The organism is Thermocrinis albus DSM 14484 (genome assembly GCF_000025605.1).
In the GTDB taxonomy this organism is placed as follows: Bacteria; Aquificota; Aquificia; order Aquificales; family Aquificaceae; genus Thermocrinis; species Thermocrinis albus.
This window is the reverse complement of sequence record NC_013894.1, coordinates 807,485-822,444: the sequence shown is the minus strand read 5'-3', so window position 1 is coordinate 822,444 and position 14,960 is coordinate 807,485. Positions and strand designations below refer to the sequence as shown.

At 46.7% G+C, this 14,960-nt stretch carries 18 protein-coding genes and 1 tRNA gene; 7 read left to right on the top strand and 12 right to left on the bottom strand.

The genetic code is table 11. From position 1 onward, the window contains the following. Positions 1–7 precede the first annotated feature (7 nt). From THAL_RS04410 to THAL_RS04375, 8 genes are read right to left on the bottom strand one after another with little or no spacing between them, the layout of a single operon-like run. Positions 8–1,321, bottom strand: coding sequence for a sigma-54-dependent transcriptional regulator (locus THAL_RS04410; RefSeq protein WP_012991907.1), 1,314 nt, complete (start codon positions 1,319–1,321; stop codon positions 8–10). Next, positions 1,318–2,244, bottom strand: coding sequence for a thiamine-phosphate kinase (gene thiL, locus THAL_RS04405; RefSeq protein WP_012991906.1), 927 nt, complete (start codon positions 2,242–2,244; stop codon positions 1,318–1,320). Before thiL ends, THAL_RS04410 begins: the two co-directional genes overlap by 4 nt. Next, the gene (locus THAL_RS04400; RefSeq protein ID WP_012991905.1) at positions 2,241–2,483 is read right to left on the bottom strand and encodes an NIL domain-containing protein; all 243 of its coding nucleotides are present in this window, start codon (positions 2,481–2,483) and stop codon (positions 2,241–2,243) included. Before THAL_RS04400 ends, thiL begins: the two co-directional genes overlap by 4 nt. Positions 2,484–2,490: 7 nt before the next feature. Then, positions 2,491–3,537, bottom strand: coding sequence for a geranylgeranyl reductase family protein (locus THAL_RS04395; RefSeq protein ID WP_012991904.1), 1,047 nt, complete (start codon positions 3,535–3,537; stop codon positions 2,491–2,493). After that, a complete protein-coding gene (locus THAL_RS04390; RefSeq protein ID WP_012991903.1) occupies positions 3,518–3,805 on the bottom strand; it encodes an HU family DNA-binding protein in 288 nt (95 codons plus the stop codon). The genes THAL_RS04395 and THAL_RS04390 overlap by 20 nt, the downstream gene beginning before the upstream one ends. Further along, a complete protein-coding gene (gene lptA / locus THAL_RS04385; RefSeq protein WP_245522226.1) occupies positions 3,771–4,235 on the bottom strand; it encodes a lipopolysaccharide transport periplasmic protein LptA in 465 nt (154 codons plus the stop codon). Before lptA ends, THAL_RS04390 begins: the two co-directional genes overlap by 35 nt. After that, positions 4,232–4,726, bottom strand: a complete 495-nt coding sequence (locus THAL_RS04380; protein ID WP_041434089.1) for a hypothetical protein — start codon at positions 4,724–4,726, stop codon at positions 4,232–4,234. The genes lptA and THAL_RS04380 overlap by 4 nt, the downstream gene beginning before the upstream one ends. Continuing rightward, the gene (locus tag THAL_RS04375; protein ID WP_012991900.1) at positions 4,714–5,229 is read right to left on the bottom strand and encodes a KdsC family phosphatase; all 516 of its coding nucleotides are present in this window, start codon (positions 5,227–5,229) and stop codon (positions 4,714–4,716) included. Before THAL_RS04375 ends, THAL_RS04380 begins: the two co-directional genes overlap by 13 nt. A gap of 19 nt (positions 5,230–5,248) precedes the next feature. Here THAL_RS04375 and THAL_RS04370 point away from each other — a divergent pair, with 19 nt between their 5' ends. Next, positions 5,249–6,367, top strand: coding sequence for an MFS transporter (locus THAL_RS04370; RefSeq protein WP_012991899.1), 1,119 nt, complete (start codon positions 5,249–5,251; stop codon positions 6,365–6,367). On the opposite strand, the gene THAL_RS04365 is transcribed toward THAL_RS04370, so the two are convergent. Further along, positions 6,340–6,672, bottom strand: coding sequence for a hypothetical protein (locus THAL_RS04365; protein WP_012991898.1), 333 nt, complete (start codon positions 6,670–6,672; stop codon positions 6,340–6,342). The genes THAL_RS04370 and THAL_RS04365 overlap by 28 nt on opposite strands. A 33-nt stretch (positions 6,673–6,705) precedes the next feature. Here THAL_RS04365 and THAL_RS04360 point away from each other — a divergent pair. The 4 genes from THAL_RS04360 (at position 6,706) to THAL_RS04345 (ending at position 7,914) form a co-directional block, all read left to right on the top strand. Further along, positions 6,706–6,778 (top strand) — tRNA-Val (locus tag THAL_RS04360). Between the two features lie 121 nt (positions 6,779–6,899). Beyond that, on the top strand, positions 6,900–7,316 hold the full coding sequence (locus tag THAL_RS04355; RefSeq protein WP_012991897.1) for a hypothetical protein: 417 nt from the start codon (positions 6,900–6,902) through the stop codon (positions 7,314–7,316). 107 nt (positions 7,317–7,423) lie between these two features. Continuing rightward, complete coding sequence (locus THAL_RS04350) at positions 7,424–7,636, top strand: hypothetical protein (RefSeq protein WP_012991896.1); 213 nt, start codon at positions 7,424–7,426, stop codon at positions 7,634–7,636. Further along, on the top strand, positions 7,633–7,914 hold the full coding sequence (locus THAL_RS04345; RefSeq protein WP_012991895.1) for a hypothetical protein: 282 nt from the start codon (positions 7,633–7,635) through the stop codon (positions 7,912–7,914). Before THAL_RS04350 ends, THAL_RS04345 begins: the two co-directional genes overlap by 4 nt. On the opposite strand, the gene THAL_RS04340 is transcribed toward THAL_RS04345, so the two are convergent. From THAL_RS04340 to THAL_RS04330, 3 genes are all read right to left on the bottom strand, one after another. Beyond that, positions 7,911–8,507 carry a hypothetical protein gene (locus THAL_RS04340; RefSeq protein WP_012991894.1) on the bottom strand — a complete coding sequence of 199 codons (597 nt, stop codon included), beginning with the start codon at positions 8,505–8,507 and terminating at the stop codon, positions 7,911–7,913. The genes THAL_RS04345 and THAL_RS04340 overlap by 4 nt on opposite strands. After that, the gene (locus THAL_RS04335) at positions 8,504–9,145 is read right to left on the bottom strand and encodes a hypothetical protein (RefSeq protein ID WP_012991893.1); all 642 of its coding nucleotides are present in this window, start codon (positions 9,143–9,145) and stop codon (positions 8,504–8,506) included. Before THAL_RS04335 ends, THAL_RS04340 begins: the two co-directional genes overlap by 4 nt. Positions 9,146–9,554: 409 nt before the next feature. Then, on the bottom strand, positions 9,555–10,931 hold the full coding sequence (locus tag THAL_RS04330; RefSeq protein ID WP_012991892.1) for a mannose-1-phosphate guanylyltransferase/mannose-6-phosphate isomerase: 1,377 nt from the start codon (positions 10,929–10,931) through the stop codon (positions 9,555–9,557). Between the two features lie 33 nt (positions 10,932–10,964). Between THAL_RS04330 and dxs the strand changes: the two genes are divergently transcribed. Together dxs and rnr are read left to right on the top strand one after the other, a co-directional pair. Continuing rightward, complete coding sequence (dxs, locus tag THAL_RS04325) at positions 10,965–12,842, top strand: 1-deoxy-D-xylulose-5-phosphate synthase (protein ID WP_012991891.1); 1,878 nt, start codon at positions 10,965–10,967, stop codon at positions 12,840–12,842. A 12-nt stretch (positions 12,843–12,854) separates the two neighbouring features. Then, positions 12,855–14,957, top strand: a complete 2,103-nt coding sequence (rnr, locus tag THAL_RS04320) for a ribonuclease R (RefSeq protein ID WP_012991890.1) — start codon at positions 12,855–12,857, stop codon at positions 14,955–14,957. Positions 14,958–14,960 lie beyond the last annotated feature (3 nt).

Genomic DNA, 14,960 nt, shown 5'->3' with positions numbered 1-14,960 from the left:
GGTGTAACTATTTTAACTCTATACCATACTGTTTTATCTTCCTATAGAGGGTAGAAAGATCAAGACCTGTTATCTGGGCCACCTTCTTTATGTCGTACTGATTCTCCCTCAGCTTTTTGGTAAGGAAGAGTTTTTCAAACATCATCTTTGCCTTTTTAAAGTTCTGTTCCTGTAACAGACCCCTGTAATCCTCATCCTGCACATAGAGGAGAGCTTTTAGGTCTCTGGCGGTGATCCTTTCGCCTGTATGTAGTATGGCTATTCTCTCCATGAGGTTCTTAAGTTCCCTCACGTTACCCTTCCATGAATATCTCATGAGCTCTTCTTTGGCATCCTCCGAAAGAATCTTATCGGGTGCGAACTGTTTTAGAAAATACTCTGCCAGAAGGGGTACGTCCTCCACCCTCTCTCTCAGAGGAGGTAAATGTATCACCACTGTGGAAATTCTGTAGTAAAGATCCTGCCGGAAGCTTCCCTTTTCCACCTCCTGCAGAAGATCTTTGTTGGAGGCACTTATGATCCTAAAATCCGACTCTATCACCTGGTTGCTACCCAGTCGTGTGAACCTTTTGGTCTCTAAGACCCTGAGAAGCTTTGCTTGGGCCCTAAGGCTCATGTCTCCTATCTCATCGAGGAACAAGGTGCCTGAATGGGCCAGTTCCAGTTTTCCCAATTTCCTGGAAGATGCCGATGTGAAAGCACCTTTCTCGTAGCCGAACAACTCCGCCTCCAGAAGGTCGTCGGGTATAGAGGCGCAGTTGATATCCACGAAGGGTCCTCTCTGACGTTGAGACAGATAGTGTATACTTCTGGCCACCAGTTCCTTTCCGGTACCGGACTCGCCTGTTATAAGGACAGGCACGTCGGTGGGGGCTACCTTTCGGATAAGTTCCTTTATCTCCCTTATGGCCTTGCTGTTACCCACTATAGGAAGTTCTTTCTCTTGGATTGCCTCCGGAAAGCTCTCCACCGCTTTCTTGAGGGTCAGCAAAAGTCTCTCCAGGGAGAAGGGTTTTTCTATAAAGTCGAAGGCACCATCCTTTATGGCTCTCACCGCGTCCTGCACGTTTCCATGACCCGTTATAACCACTATCCTGGTACCTGGCAGTATCTCCAAAAGTTCCTTTATGTGATTGAGGCCGTTGGCATCGGGAAGCCACAGATCAAGAAGCACACAGTGAAAGTACTCCTCCTTTGCTCTCTGAAGGGCCTCCCCCATGGTACTTACCGTCTTTACAGCGTACCCTTCACTCTTAAGTAGGCGTTCCAGGGTATCCCTTATGCTTCTTTCGTCATCTACAACGAGAACCTTGGCCTTCATACTTCTCTAAGATGGTCAAATCCTGCAGGCGGTAGAGGCTCCTGTCCCAGATACACACCTTCACCTTCCTCTACCCAACCGATCAAAGTCATATCCAGAAAAGGGTTGTACCTGCTTTCGGGATGTGTAAAAAGCAACTGGTAATCTTCTCCACCATGTAAAGCGTACTGAAGGGGGTCTTTCCCGTGCTTCTGGCAGAAGGTACGTAACTCCCTGGAGATGGGTATGCGATCCGGATCAAGACGGAGTCTAACACCGCTACTTTTAGCCAGTCTGTTGGCATCAGTGGACAGTCCGTCGCTTATGTCCATACAAGCGTTTGCGTACTTGGAGATATGTCCTACGTAATCTATGCGCGCCGTAGGGCGCAGGTGTCTCTCTATAAGTAAAAGCTCAAACTCCTCATACTGTCTTTTTTCCATCAATAGTAGCTCAAGCCCCGCTTTGGCATCTCCCAGCGTCCCGCTTACGTATACACCGTCCTTTGGTTTTGCACCTCTTCTGGCTACGAAACGCTGAGTCTGTCCGAGAAGGAACACATCTATACCCAGCTTGTCGCTTTTGGTGATATTACCACCTACTACCGTGCAAGAGTAAAACTGGCAGGCTTTCTTTATACCTTCGTAAAGTTGGTCTACCACCGATACATCCACATCAGGCAAGGCTAAGGATACAAGAAGGAAGAGAGGTTTTCCACCGCAGGCCACCACGTCACTCACAGATGTGCTAACTGCTTTCCATCCTACCGCCGAGATAGGGAAACTTCTCAGAAAATGAACACCTTCCCGTAGGGCGTCGGTGGTCAAGAGTAAAGGAACCCCTCCCACTTCCACCAGGGCTGTGTCATCTCCTATATAGGTGGAGTCAAGGATACCCTTTATTCTCTCTACGAGAGCGTCTTCTCCAAGACCGCTTACCCTCATTCCGTAAAGATCTGTCCCTCCAAAGGTTGTACCTCTACACCCAGATTCTGAATGAACCGAATGGCTTCTTCTATCTGGCTTTCCTCTCCTTGAAGTTCCACCGTCAGGATACCTGTATCCTTGGTGACCTTAGCGGTTCTTATGTTCAGTACTACGTCAAATCTTTTGCACACCATACATATGACAGGCTCCTTTACCTTATCCTCCGGGTATATGAGCTGAAGCCTGACCAAGTTCATAGACTCATTATAGCACACGCCAGTACTCATCAAAGGCTATCCAGGTGATAGGTATGATCTTCTTAAGATCATCCCAGCTCTTCATGTGAAGTTTTCTTTTGATGGCAGCCCTGTTGATGGATGGACCAAAAACATCTTCCGCCTCTTCCTGAAACTCCTCCGGTTTTCCTTCTGCCAGAGCCTTGCCTGCCATACTGCCCGACATAACAGCGTTGGCTATTCCCCCACCTGTTATAGGGTGACAGAAGCCTCCTGCATCACCCACCAAGAGGACTTTTCCCCTCACCGGCCGGATAAGGCCATCCGCCGGTATCCATCCACCTGTTCTCTTCAGTACTTTTTCTTCCACCACTTTTTCCTTCAAAAGCTCCTTCAGGAAGGTTCTGAGAGCCTCCATCACGTTGATGCCGAAGGCAGGATCTAAACCTACACCTACGTTGGCCACACTTCCCTTGGGAAAGACCCAGCCGTATCCTCCCGGAATGTACTCTCTGAAGTATATGAGGAGATCTTTCAGAGGTACCCTGAGGGGGAGTGTCACCTGTGCGGTGGTGAGAAAGTGAGAGCATCCACCACCTGTCAGCTTAGCTACGCGGGATCTGGGACCATCTGCACCCACTACCATGTCTGCATCTACGGTGAATCTTCTGCGAGTGTCTATCTCTTCTACGAGGCACACACCGTCCTGAAAACCTAAAAAGATACACCTCAGAAACAGTTGCGCACCCTCTTTAACGGCTAGCTGGGCTATATGACTGTCAAACACCTCTCTGTTGAGTACATAACCGGGGGAGGACATCTCCACCACATCACCCCAAGGTGTGAAGTGAATCATCTTCTCCACTCTTTGGGCTATCGCCTTATCGGTGAAGAGTTGAGGAAAACTGTTAAAAAGCTGTGCAGGTACAAACTCAGCACACTGGACAGGAACTCCCACCGCTCTCTTGAAATCTACCAGAATGACTTTGGCACCTCTCTTGGAAAGCTCCCAGGCACATGTGGAACCTGCGGGACCAGCTCCTACCACCAGAACATCAGCCCTGATTTTCTCCATTGATCTTCCTTATCACGTGACGGGAAGGTTTAAAACGTACCGTGTAACTCTCCGCTACGTACATCTCCACACCTGTGCGTGGATTTTTTACAAACCTCCCCCTAATCTTTCCTATCCTAAAAACACCGAAGTTTCTAAGCTCCAGCTTCCTGTGTTGGATAAGTACCTCCACCATACTCTCCACAATGCCCCTCACCAGTTTTCTGGCATCTTCTCTGCTGACCTTAAGCTCTTCACTCACCCTTCTTATTAGGTTTTCCCTGTTCACCTTTTTCCTCCACGTAAAAGGTCCTTACCCTCTGTCCTTTACTTACCGCAACGGCTCTGTCTTCCTTCTTGTAATAAATTATCTCATCCGCCTCCACAAAGTTGGGTCCTTCCTCTACCCTGGCGTTTCCCGTGAGGGTGAGGATCTCCTTCTGAAAGTCGTAGGTGGCCCTGTTGGCTCTTGCTTTCCTTTTGCTGTCATGGTATCTTACGTTACCTTCTGCCTCAGCCCACTTGGCTTTCTTTTTCTCATCCAAGTATATGATCACCTTGTCCGCTGTGAGGACACCATCTCCCCTTACAAACTTCACATGACCCGTGTAGATGATCTTGTTACCTTCGTAAAGAAGAGAGTCTGCTTCTCCCAGTACCGCCTGTTGAGCCAAAGCCATACCAAAGAGGAGAAGTAGTAATAGCGAAAGCATCCTCATTGACCGAACACCTTAGGCTTCTTAATTATAACCCTCAGGGGTCTTAGCTGCACGTAGCATCCTTCTCCTTCCACCCTACGATCCTTCTCCGTTATAAGAACCTTCTTCTCTGTCTGCACCGTACCCTTTCTTAGATCAAAGACAGCCTCGGATCCTTCTATGACAAAGTCTTCTACCTTTACCACCAATCTACCTTCTGCCTTACCCTGACCTGTTTCTCTATCAAGAGTGACCTTTTCTGCTGTTATCTCTTCTTTCTGAGTGTACATACGAGCATCCAGTATGTTTATAACCCTTCCCTCAAGGTTCAGCGTATGTCCCTCCACAGTCCACTCAAGGCCGTTGTCTCCAAAAACCTTTATCTGTACTTTGGTAAGCTCACTCCTGGGGTCTGATTTACTTACAGAATGCTTCATAAGATGCTTTACGTAGCTTTCGGACCAGATGATGGCTGCCAGCATAAGGAGAGAAGTGAGGATTATTCTCCACAAAGGTAGTCCCTCAGCACTTCTTCCAAAACACCCTTCTGAGAGAGGATGAGCTCTATCACCTCCCTCACAGCTCCTCTTCCACCCTCCCTCTTGGTTTCGTAAAGGGCGAACTTCTTCACCAAAAGGGGGGCATCTTTCACAGCTACAGGAAAACCTACCTTTCTCAGCACCGGGATGTCTACGTAGTCATCACCTATGTAAGCCACCTCTTGCAGGGTGACTTGGTACTTCTCTACGATCTCATAAAGAGCTCTCAGCTTATCCTTTTGTCCCAGATGTATCTCCTCTATACCCAGTTCTTCCAGGCGCTTCCTCAAGGCATTGGACACTCTTCCCGATATGACACCGGTTATGATGCCAGCTTTCTGTGCCAGCTTTATGCTTAAGCCGTCTTTCACATCAAACACCTTTATCTCCTCCCCCCTCTCTGTGTAATAGAGCCTTCCGTCGGTAAGAACGCCATCTACATCCATAAGGAGGATACGGATGTGGCGCAGGTCCATAAAGTAAAATAATACTACCTTGAAACACAAGCTCCTCGCCTTTGCCCTTTACGATGCGGGTGAAACTTTCCTCTCCGCTCTTGTTTTCTCCACCCTTTATCCTCTTTATATCAGCCAAAGAGTTGATGTGAGCCTTTACTCTTTCCTTTACGGTCTTTCTTTTTTTATCTCCTTCTTCCTGGCCATCTACCTGGGTAAACTGGCTGACAGGTATGCTTTGCGCAAAAGGTTCTTTGTGCTCTTCACTTTTATGGTTTTCCTATGCGGCGTACTCCTCGGATTGTTTTGGGACAGTCTTGTTCTGACTCTCTCTCTATATATGCTTATGGTTATATCCCATCAACAAGCTTGGGTATTTTACAGCTCCATGCTGGTGGGTTTTGAAAAGATGGGCATAGCCTCCGGGTTCGGTGTAGCTTCGGGATACGTGGCATCCGCCTTTGCCCTTATTCTGGTAGCTCCTCACATGCGTGTACCTTACGCCTTTTGGCAGATTTCTTTGGTGTTTTTACTTCTTAGTGTGCCCTCTCTCCTATTGCTGACAGAACCAGGCCAGCGTGCTCACGTAAGGATAAGGGATCTTCTCTCCGACAAGAAATTTTTACTTCTGTGCGTCTCCATACTCTCCCTTACGGAAGTGGCCAACACGTTGGTGGCCATGATGGGTGTATACCTGAGAGAGGTCTACTCTATGCAAGAGGGGGAGATATATCGGGTGATAGGTCTCTCTGCTTTGGGTGGTGTACTGGGTGGACCTTTGTGGGGCAAGCTGGTGGATCTCTTAGGTGCTAAGCGTGTTTTTCCCGTTGGTTTCTTTCTGTGGCTTTTGTTCTTGGTGTTGTTGTACTTATCTAGCAGGGCTTATGTCCTTGCGGTGGGTCTGTGGGCTGGGCTGTCACTGGCACATCTGTGGACGTCGTCAAGAGTTTTACTGTTAGAAAACTTCCCCAAAGGAGAGTCTTCCGTGAGAATGTCCTTCCTTTCCCTCACCGAGAGGATAGCGTCCAGTGTGGGCCTCTGGGTATGGTCCGGGCTGCTGGTGATGACGGATCACAATTACAGGTTATCCGCGCTCCTTATGGTGGTGTTTCCCCTCCTAGGTTTCCTCCTCTATCTTATCTCCAGGCCTTCCAGATAGATCAACCAGCGAGCAGGCGAAAGAGAGCTGGAGCACCCCAAGGATGAAAGATCGTACACCTTGAAGGCCTTTGGATCAGAAGGTGTATGGACGAAGAAGAAAGTGGTAGCAGAAGGAATGTGCTTGTTGGACTCCTTCCATCCCTTTACGGTCCTTATAAGTTCCATCAGTTTTTCCTTAGTTTTCTCTAAACTGAGCCTTTCTCTCACACCTTCCTGAAGATCTTCGTAAATCCAGGTTTCTTCCTTCATCATCTCAACTATTTCCGCAACTCTGTCTTCGGAGGGTATACCATAAAAACGCATAGGTAATATTTTAGTGTATAATTTTCTCAAAGAAGGCGCGTAGCTCAGTAGGCAGAGCGCCGCCCTTACAAGGCGGAGGTCGGCGGTTCGAGTCCGCCCGTGCCTATTTACCTATGAAGGTAGATTTGTATCGCCAGTAGTTAAAGGAGTTTTAGGAGGTGCTATCAGTTGGGCAGTGGGAACATATATCAAGGAAAAGTTAGGAACTGGGCAGGAGGAGAAGTGAAATGAGAACTGCTATTTTGTTATTCTTGGTATTTTCACTCTTTTCACTTACAAATGCACAGGAGTTAGTATTAAATAATTGTGAATTGAAAATTATAGAAAATCAATATGGTTTATTTTTTCAAAACTCTTGTGAGGCTTATTTAGATGGTAAAAGAGTAGGTGGGTTAATTATACAAGAACACATGTCTCCTCCTCGTTATGGTATGGTAGGGGGATATTTACAAATAGGAAAAGGAAATATCATACATATAGCTAATATCTCTGCAGGAAAATACTTTGCTATATATGAACCTTACCGTAATGGACTTATAATAATAACCGAATGTGGTGCTTCCTATAGTAACTCAAGCAACTTAAAGGAAGTATTTAAGGCTATGTTAGATTGTTTAAAGGAGAAAGAAAAGCAACTCAACTAATCTTTTAAGGAGCAAGAAGAATTGTAAAAAGCAGTGAAGTCATCATCCTATCAGACAGAGTAATCCTGAACATCATCACAGAGAATCCTCATGAGCTTGCAGAGAAGATGAAGAGGTTTTTTGAGGAGAATGGGAATATCTTTCCACTTTCAGGTAGGACTTTGCTGATAACGGAGGAGGAAGGGATCGAGCTTGACAGGAACTTCTTCAAGATACTCTTTCAGATACCACTGCTGACCATTACCATAAGTGATGGGAATTGGGGTGTTGAGCTTGTAAGTATCCAAGCAAATCAGGAGGAGGTGTTTAATCTGATATGATAATCATCATTGAGCACGAGGACCATTTTGAGATAGGTTTTGAGGACTTCATGCCTCAGGGAGAGATAACTTTTTCAATAGCACCTCTTGGAGAGGACTACAGGATTTTGATCTTCAATGACAGACAGATCACACTTCCCTATCAGTTTCTGAAAGAGCTTTACAAAAAACCTCTCATAAAGCTATTCACATACACAAAACTTGAGAGTGGGATGATAGTGGGATATCCCATTGCAGAGATCGTAGTGGACAAAGATGCTGTGTGGAAGGTTCTTTAATCGTCGCGGTGGTATATGTTTTGTATGAGGGCACTATAGGCAGGGTCAAATACGCTCTTTCTAAATTTATCTTCCATAACATTTTCGTATACATAGCCTGTGCTAAGACTTTCTTGGAAGAAGTTGTATTGTAGTGTGTAGTCTCCCACCTTAAACAGCTTTTCAAACCTTTCTACTTTGCCCTTTATCTCTGGAAAGACTTCCCAGATTTTGTCAGGTTTTAGCTCCATGAAACCTTCGGCAGTGAGATAAAGTTTTGCAACCTCTTTCCCATCTTTCAGGATTTTTAGATAACCTATCGTTTCTGTATCTCGCTTTTTCCCCAATGCTACGTTATCTCCTACCTTGATAAAGGCTCTGTAGATTTTTCCCAGATACTTTCCGTTCTTGTATAGACCGGGAGAAGGGTCTGTATCGGCATAGATAACTGCCCACACAAATGCTACCACCAATCCTAATATAGTAGCAGTGTTGAGAGTTATATCGGCATAAAACATACTAAGCCCTATTGATATACTAAGCCCCATTACTACAACTGCAATTACACTTCTAAAGGCGCTTTTTTTCTTCACATCTATCTTCAATTGTTTCATTTCACTTCCCCCTGCTTCTTGGCTAAATACTGCTCTATCTTAGGTTTTATGTCATTGACAAATTCAGTTGCCACCTTCTCAGCCTTCTTTTTGCACTCTGTATGTTTCTGATACAGTTCCTCTTGGTTCATGCTCTCTATCCTCATAGGCATACACATCGCATATGTATATTCAAATCTAGCCCTATAGACAGCCTCTTTTACATCACTGTTTATCGTCCTTGCATAATCAAAAGCCTCATCCCAGCATTTCATAAAACCCTTTGACAATCCTAAAAACTTGTTATGGCAACTTCCATTGTGAAGAGTGTTATCAAATGTTTTTGCCCTCTGCCAGTGAGCATTGCCCCATCCAATACAATCTGAGTAGTCTTTCTTATCAGGTGGATTTTCCATCTCACAGTAAAAAGCTAAGGCTTTTATTGATGCTTGATGCATCGCATTAGCTATTGGAGACAACGCAATGCCAACAAGAGCACCAGCAACAGCACCACCTACAGCTCCCTTTGTGGTCATATCGGTTTGCTTTAAAGTCAGTCTCCCAGCATCTATGCTTTTCTGAGCCGTCTCCGCCACTAAAAAGCAGGAAGTTGGTAAAAAAGCACAGGATACCAGTAATCCCAGCTTCAAAACCCTCATGGTACTAATATTACTCAATATTCACCTCACTGTCAATATTAGTCGCAATTAATTGCAAATAATTGGTCTATAGAAAAACTTGCGGGCTAAAACCTCGTATCTGTGATGCGGGGATACAGCCAGCCCAGAAAGGGTTGACACAAAAACATTGCTGAATTAATTTAATGTTTAATGTATAGCTAATACCCCATCGCTCTCCTGGGTAGGAGAGTTCAACGGCTTTAAGGTGGGGTATAGGTGAAGTAGAAGAGCTAAAAGTAGCTCCGCTATACCACTGTACGGTGGTATAGGCAGGAGTAGGGGCGGTGTGAACCCGCCCGTGGTGGTAAGGGACACGTTAAGTGTCCAGACCCACCACGAAGCTCCGCATCTTTGATGCGGGGTAGTTCACAGAGAAACACTTAGAGCTTTACAGAACTATCTCTCTGACGTCGTCATCCCGCAGGTAGTTACCTGCCTGTACCTCTATGAGCTCGGCAATTATGTGTCCTTCGTTAATGATCTGGTAAGGAACAGCCTTCTTTACGTATACACTGTCACCTTCCGTTATGTAGTTCTGGGTGTCCTTGCTTCTGAAGAGGACAGTTCCCCTCAAAACGGTAAAGCTTCTGGCGCTGTGCATGTGTATGATGGGTCCTATGCTCCGACCGGGATGCACGTACAACTTCCTTATTCTGTAATCACTGCTTTCGTCCAGTAGAAGGGCCCTTCCCCAAGGATGATAGGTTTCCGGGTGTACTTCTGCCTCTCTTCTTCTGTCCTCTTTCAGTTTCTTTACCAGAGTCCTCACCTCTTGGGTCATATCCTTTCTGAGGATGAGAATGGCATCCCTCTCTTCTATAACAAGAAGATCCTTTATTCCCACACCGCATATGAGTCTACTTTTTCCGTAAAGGAGACAGTTTTCTGAATGAAGGGTGAGGGTGTCTCCCACCGTGGCGTTTCCTCTATCATCCTTAGGAAGTACCTCGTACAGCCCGGCAAAGGATCCTACATCACTCCAAAGCACGTCTAAGGGTATGACGGCGCCCTTTTTGAGTTTCTCCATTATCAAATAGTCGAAGGCTATCTCAGGAAGACGGTCATACTGCCTGAAAAATTCTGTGTATCCCTTCGAGGCGATCTGGTACATACTCTCATCCACGCTTCTGAGATTTTCCATAAGGGTCTCTGGAGAGAAGACAAAGTTTCCCGAGTTCCAAAGATATTCTCCACTTTCCAGGAAGGCTTTTGCTATTTCAGGCGAAGGTTTCTCCACAAACCTATCCATCCGGTAAGCTATCCTACCTTCCTCCTGTAGAAGTACATGGCCGTACTTTATGTAACCAAAGTTGGGGTCCGGGCCTTTGGGTGGTACACCGAAGGCCACCGTGTAACCTTCACTGGCCACCCGCACACCGAACCTCACCAACTCAAGAAATCTCTCTTCGGGATACACGTAGTGATCTGAAGCAAAAACCACCACAGGTTCTTTCTCCTTCAGATCAAGATGCTCCAAGGCGTAAAGGACAGACAGAATTATGGCGGGGCCTGTGTTGCGTCTTTTTGGCTCAAGGATTAAGGTGTAATCTCCATGAGGGTAAAGGTCGTTCTTAATGTGGTGGGTGTATTCTTCCACGCTCACCACCATTATGTCCCTCTCATAGGTGAGTTGACAGGCCCTCTCAAAAGTCTTTCTGAGAAGGGATTTTTCTCCATCTAGCTTAAGAAACTGTTTAGGATAGCGCTCTCTTGATAGAGGCCACAGTCTTGTGCCACTCCCACCCGCCAGTATTATCACTTTCATACTTCTTATTATAAAGGAATATCTTTTTTTCTTATGCTGGATAGGTACAGTTTACTCAAGGATTATAGAGGACCTTTGGACCTTAAGTACATGGATTACTCTCAGCTGGCACAGCTGGCTGATGAGGTAAGGGACTACATAATAGAGGTCACCGCAAAGAACGGAGGGCACGTAGCACCCGGCTTAGGTGTGGTGGAACTTACCATAGCCTTACTGAGGGTGTTTGATCCTCCCAAAGATGTTATAGTGTGGGATATAGGTCATCAGGCTTACCCTTGGAAGATCTTAACGGACAGAAAGGAACAGTTTCCCACTCTGAGACAGTACGGCGGTATATCGGGTTTCCTCAGGAGGGACGAAAGTCCTTACGACGCTTTCGGTGCTGGTCACAGCTCCACTTCTATATCCGCCGCTCTTGGTTTCAGAGTGGCCAAGGATCTTATGGAAAAGGAAGGCTATGTGGTGGCCGTCATCGGTGACGGCGCTATGACAGCGGGTATGGCCTTTGAAGCTCTCAACAACGCCGGTCATATAAGGCCCAACAAGTTTATAGTGATACTTAACGACAACGAGATGTCTATATCCCCCAACGTGGGCGCCATATCCACTTACCTAAGCAGGATCATAAGCGGTAGTTTTGTTCAAGAGACGAGACAGAAGATTAAGAAGCTTTTGGAACATTTAGGGACACCTGCTCTCAGGGTAGTTAAGCTCACCGAGGAGTTTCTTAAGGGTCTTATATCTCCCGGTGTTCTCTTTGAGGAACTGGGATTTAACTACATAGGTCCGGTTAACGGTCATGACCTTGTCTCCTTAGAAAGAACTTTGGAGAACGTGAAGGCTATAGAGGGTCCTGTACTGTTGCACGTGTATACCAAAAAGGGTAAGGGATACCATCCTGCCGAAAATGATCCCGTCACGTGGCACGGTGTTGCTCCCTACAAGCGTGAGTCGGGTGAGTTTGTAAAGAAACCATCTCCTCCTACATGGACATCGGTGTTCGGTAAGGCCATTGTAGAGCTGGCAGAGATGGATCCTAAGGTGGTGGTCATAACGCCCGCCATGAAGGAAGGGTCCGGACTTGTGGAGTTTGCCAAAAGATTTCCCCAAAGGTTCTTTGATGTGGGTATAGCAGAACAGCACGCCTGTACCTTTGCGGGAGGACTTGCAGCGGAGGGTATGAAACCTGTTGCCTGCTATTACTCCACCTTCTTACAACGTGCCTACGATCAGGTGATTCACGACATAGCTCTTCAGAAACTTCACGTAGTGTTTGCCATAGACAGAGCCGGTCTTGTAGGTGATGACGGACCCACCCATCACGGTGTGTTTGACCTGTCTTATCTGAGATGTGTTCCCAACATGGTGGTGTGTGCTCCTAAGGACGAGCAGGAGCTGAGGGATCTACTCTACACAGGTCTCCAGTACAACGGGCCTTTTGCTGTCAGATATCCCCGTGGACCTGCCTACGGCGTACCCACTGAAGGTTTCAGAAACATCCCCATAGGTAGTTGGGAGATACTGGTGGAAGGAGAGGACTGTGTGATACTGGCGGTAGGTTATACCGTCTATCAGGCTGTTAAGGCCTCTGAAGAGCTGAGGAAAGAAGGCGTAAGGGCTTGTGTGGTAAACGCACGCTTTGTGAAACCTATGGACCACACACTCCTTTTACAGCTGGCCAGACAGTATGACCTTTTTATCACCGTAGAGGATAACACGGTGGTGGGTGGTTTTGGATCGGGTGTTCTTGAGTTCTTTGCCCAACATGGTATAACTAAACGCGTGGTCCTTCTCGGTGTTCCCGATACCTTTGTGGAACATGGAAACCAGAACCTCCTGAGAGATCTGGTAGGTATATCTGCGGAAGGTATAAAGAGGGGAGTGCTTTCCGCCCTAAGGAGAGTGGTATAATCATAGCCACTCATGGAGAGCAGAAACCTAAAAGAAGAGGACATTCTAAAGGTCCTTAAGGACAGACCTCTTCACTTTGAGAAGATAGTAAGCTCTTTAGGTCTTTCTAAAAGTGAGAGGAAACAACTCAAGAAGATACTTAAAAAACTCAAACAGGAAGGCAAGATAACGGTGGAGAAGGGTAAGTATAAGCTGATGCAGGAAACCGTTGTGGTGGGTAAAGTGTTGGCTCACCCTTCTGGCTTCGGTTTTTTGGAGGTAGGTCAGGGTCAAAAGGACATATACATACCACCCTTTGAGATGCTGCGTCTCTTTCACGGTGATGTAGTCAGGGCAAAGGTGGTGGAGTACAAAGGAAAAAAGGAGATAAGGGTTTTAAAAGTCCTTGAGAGATCCAAAAAGTCCTTGGTGTGTAAGATAAAGAAGGAAGATGGTGTTTGCTATGCTCAGCCTCTGGACGAGAATGCCTTTCACCGTGTTCTCCTTCCTAAGGACAGTTGTAAGTCTCTTGAGGAGGACACGGTGGTGGTGGTGGACATAAAGAAGTACCCTACCCCCACATCTCCCCCTCAGGGGAAAATAAGGGAGGTCCTTGGGCATCCCCAGAAGGGAGGTGGTACCTTCATCATAGAGGTCCTCATCAGGAAGTACGATCTTCCTACTCAGTACCCACCGGAAGTGCTCAAAGAGGTAGAGGAGTTGGAGTTGGGTGTGGAAAAGGAGTTGGGAAAAAGGAGAGATCTAAGGCAGCAGGTGTGTTTTACCATAGATCCAGAGAGGGCAAGGGATTTTGACGACGCTGTAGCCATAGAGAGGACGCCTGAAGGTTACTACAGGCTATGGGTTCACATAGCGGATGTCTCTTACTACGTAAGAGAGGGTTCTGCTATAGACAGGGAAGCTTTCCGAAGAGGGTTCACCTTCTATCTTCCCGACAGAGCCATCCACATGCTTCCCGAAAAGCTATCAGCTGATCTGTGTAGTCTTAAACCTAACGAGGACAGACTGGCCTTCACCTGTGAGATGCTGTTTTCTCCGAAAGGAGATTTGATAAGTTATGACATTTACGAGAGCGTCATAAGAAGTAAGGCAAGGCTCACCTACGACGAGGCTCTGAGGCTCATAGTGGGAGATCCAGCCCTTGAGAACAAGTATCCTCATCTGACAGAACCTCTACGTACAATGGAGGATCTTTACCGTATCCTCTCAAGGAGAAGATGGGAGAGAGGAAGTATAGACTTTGATCTGCCTGAAACAGAACTTCTACTAAGTGAACAGGGAGAACCCATAGCCATTAACCCCTACGAGAGACACGTAGCTCACAGGATAATAGAACATTTCATGATAAGTGCCAACGAGACGGTGGCCCTTCACCTCCAGAACGCGGGATATCCGTGCCTCTACCGAGTTCACGAAAGACCCGATCCCAAAAAGGTGGAGAACCTCTTGGAGATACTGGCGGGTTTGGGCTACACGGTAAAGAAACCTTCCTTGGAACCTAAGTTCTTCCAGAAGATCATAGAGGACTTTGAGGGTAGACCTGAGGAGCATCTTGTGAGGTTTCTCACTTTAAGGGCTATGATGAGGGCTCATTACTCCCCCCATAACGTGGGCCACTTCGGTCTTGCCTCCCAACACTACACCCATTTCACATCTCCCATAAGAAGATACGCAGATCTGGTGGTTCACCGCCTTCTCAAGAAGGCTCTCAGAGGGGAGCCTGTGGACTACGAAAGAACGGTAGAGTATTTGGAGATGGTGGGAGAACATTTATCGCGACAGGAAGAGTTAGCTGATGATGTGGAGAGAGAAGCGGTGGACAAACTCAAAGTGAGGCTGATGAGGGCTCATCTGGGAGAGGAGTTTGATGGCCTCATCACCGGTGTTGTTTCCTTCGGACTCTTTGTGGAGCTGAGAGATTACCTGGTGGAAGGTTTGGTGAGTATAAGTACCATGGATGATGATCAGTATCTCTACGACGAGCAGGCACACCGCCTTGTGGGGGTACGTACCGGAAAGATCTTTAGGTTAGGTGATCTGGTTAGAGTTAAGATAGTAGGCGTGGACGAGGAGAGGGGTAAACTGAACTTGGTGTTGGTTCAGAAAAAGAGTTAAAAT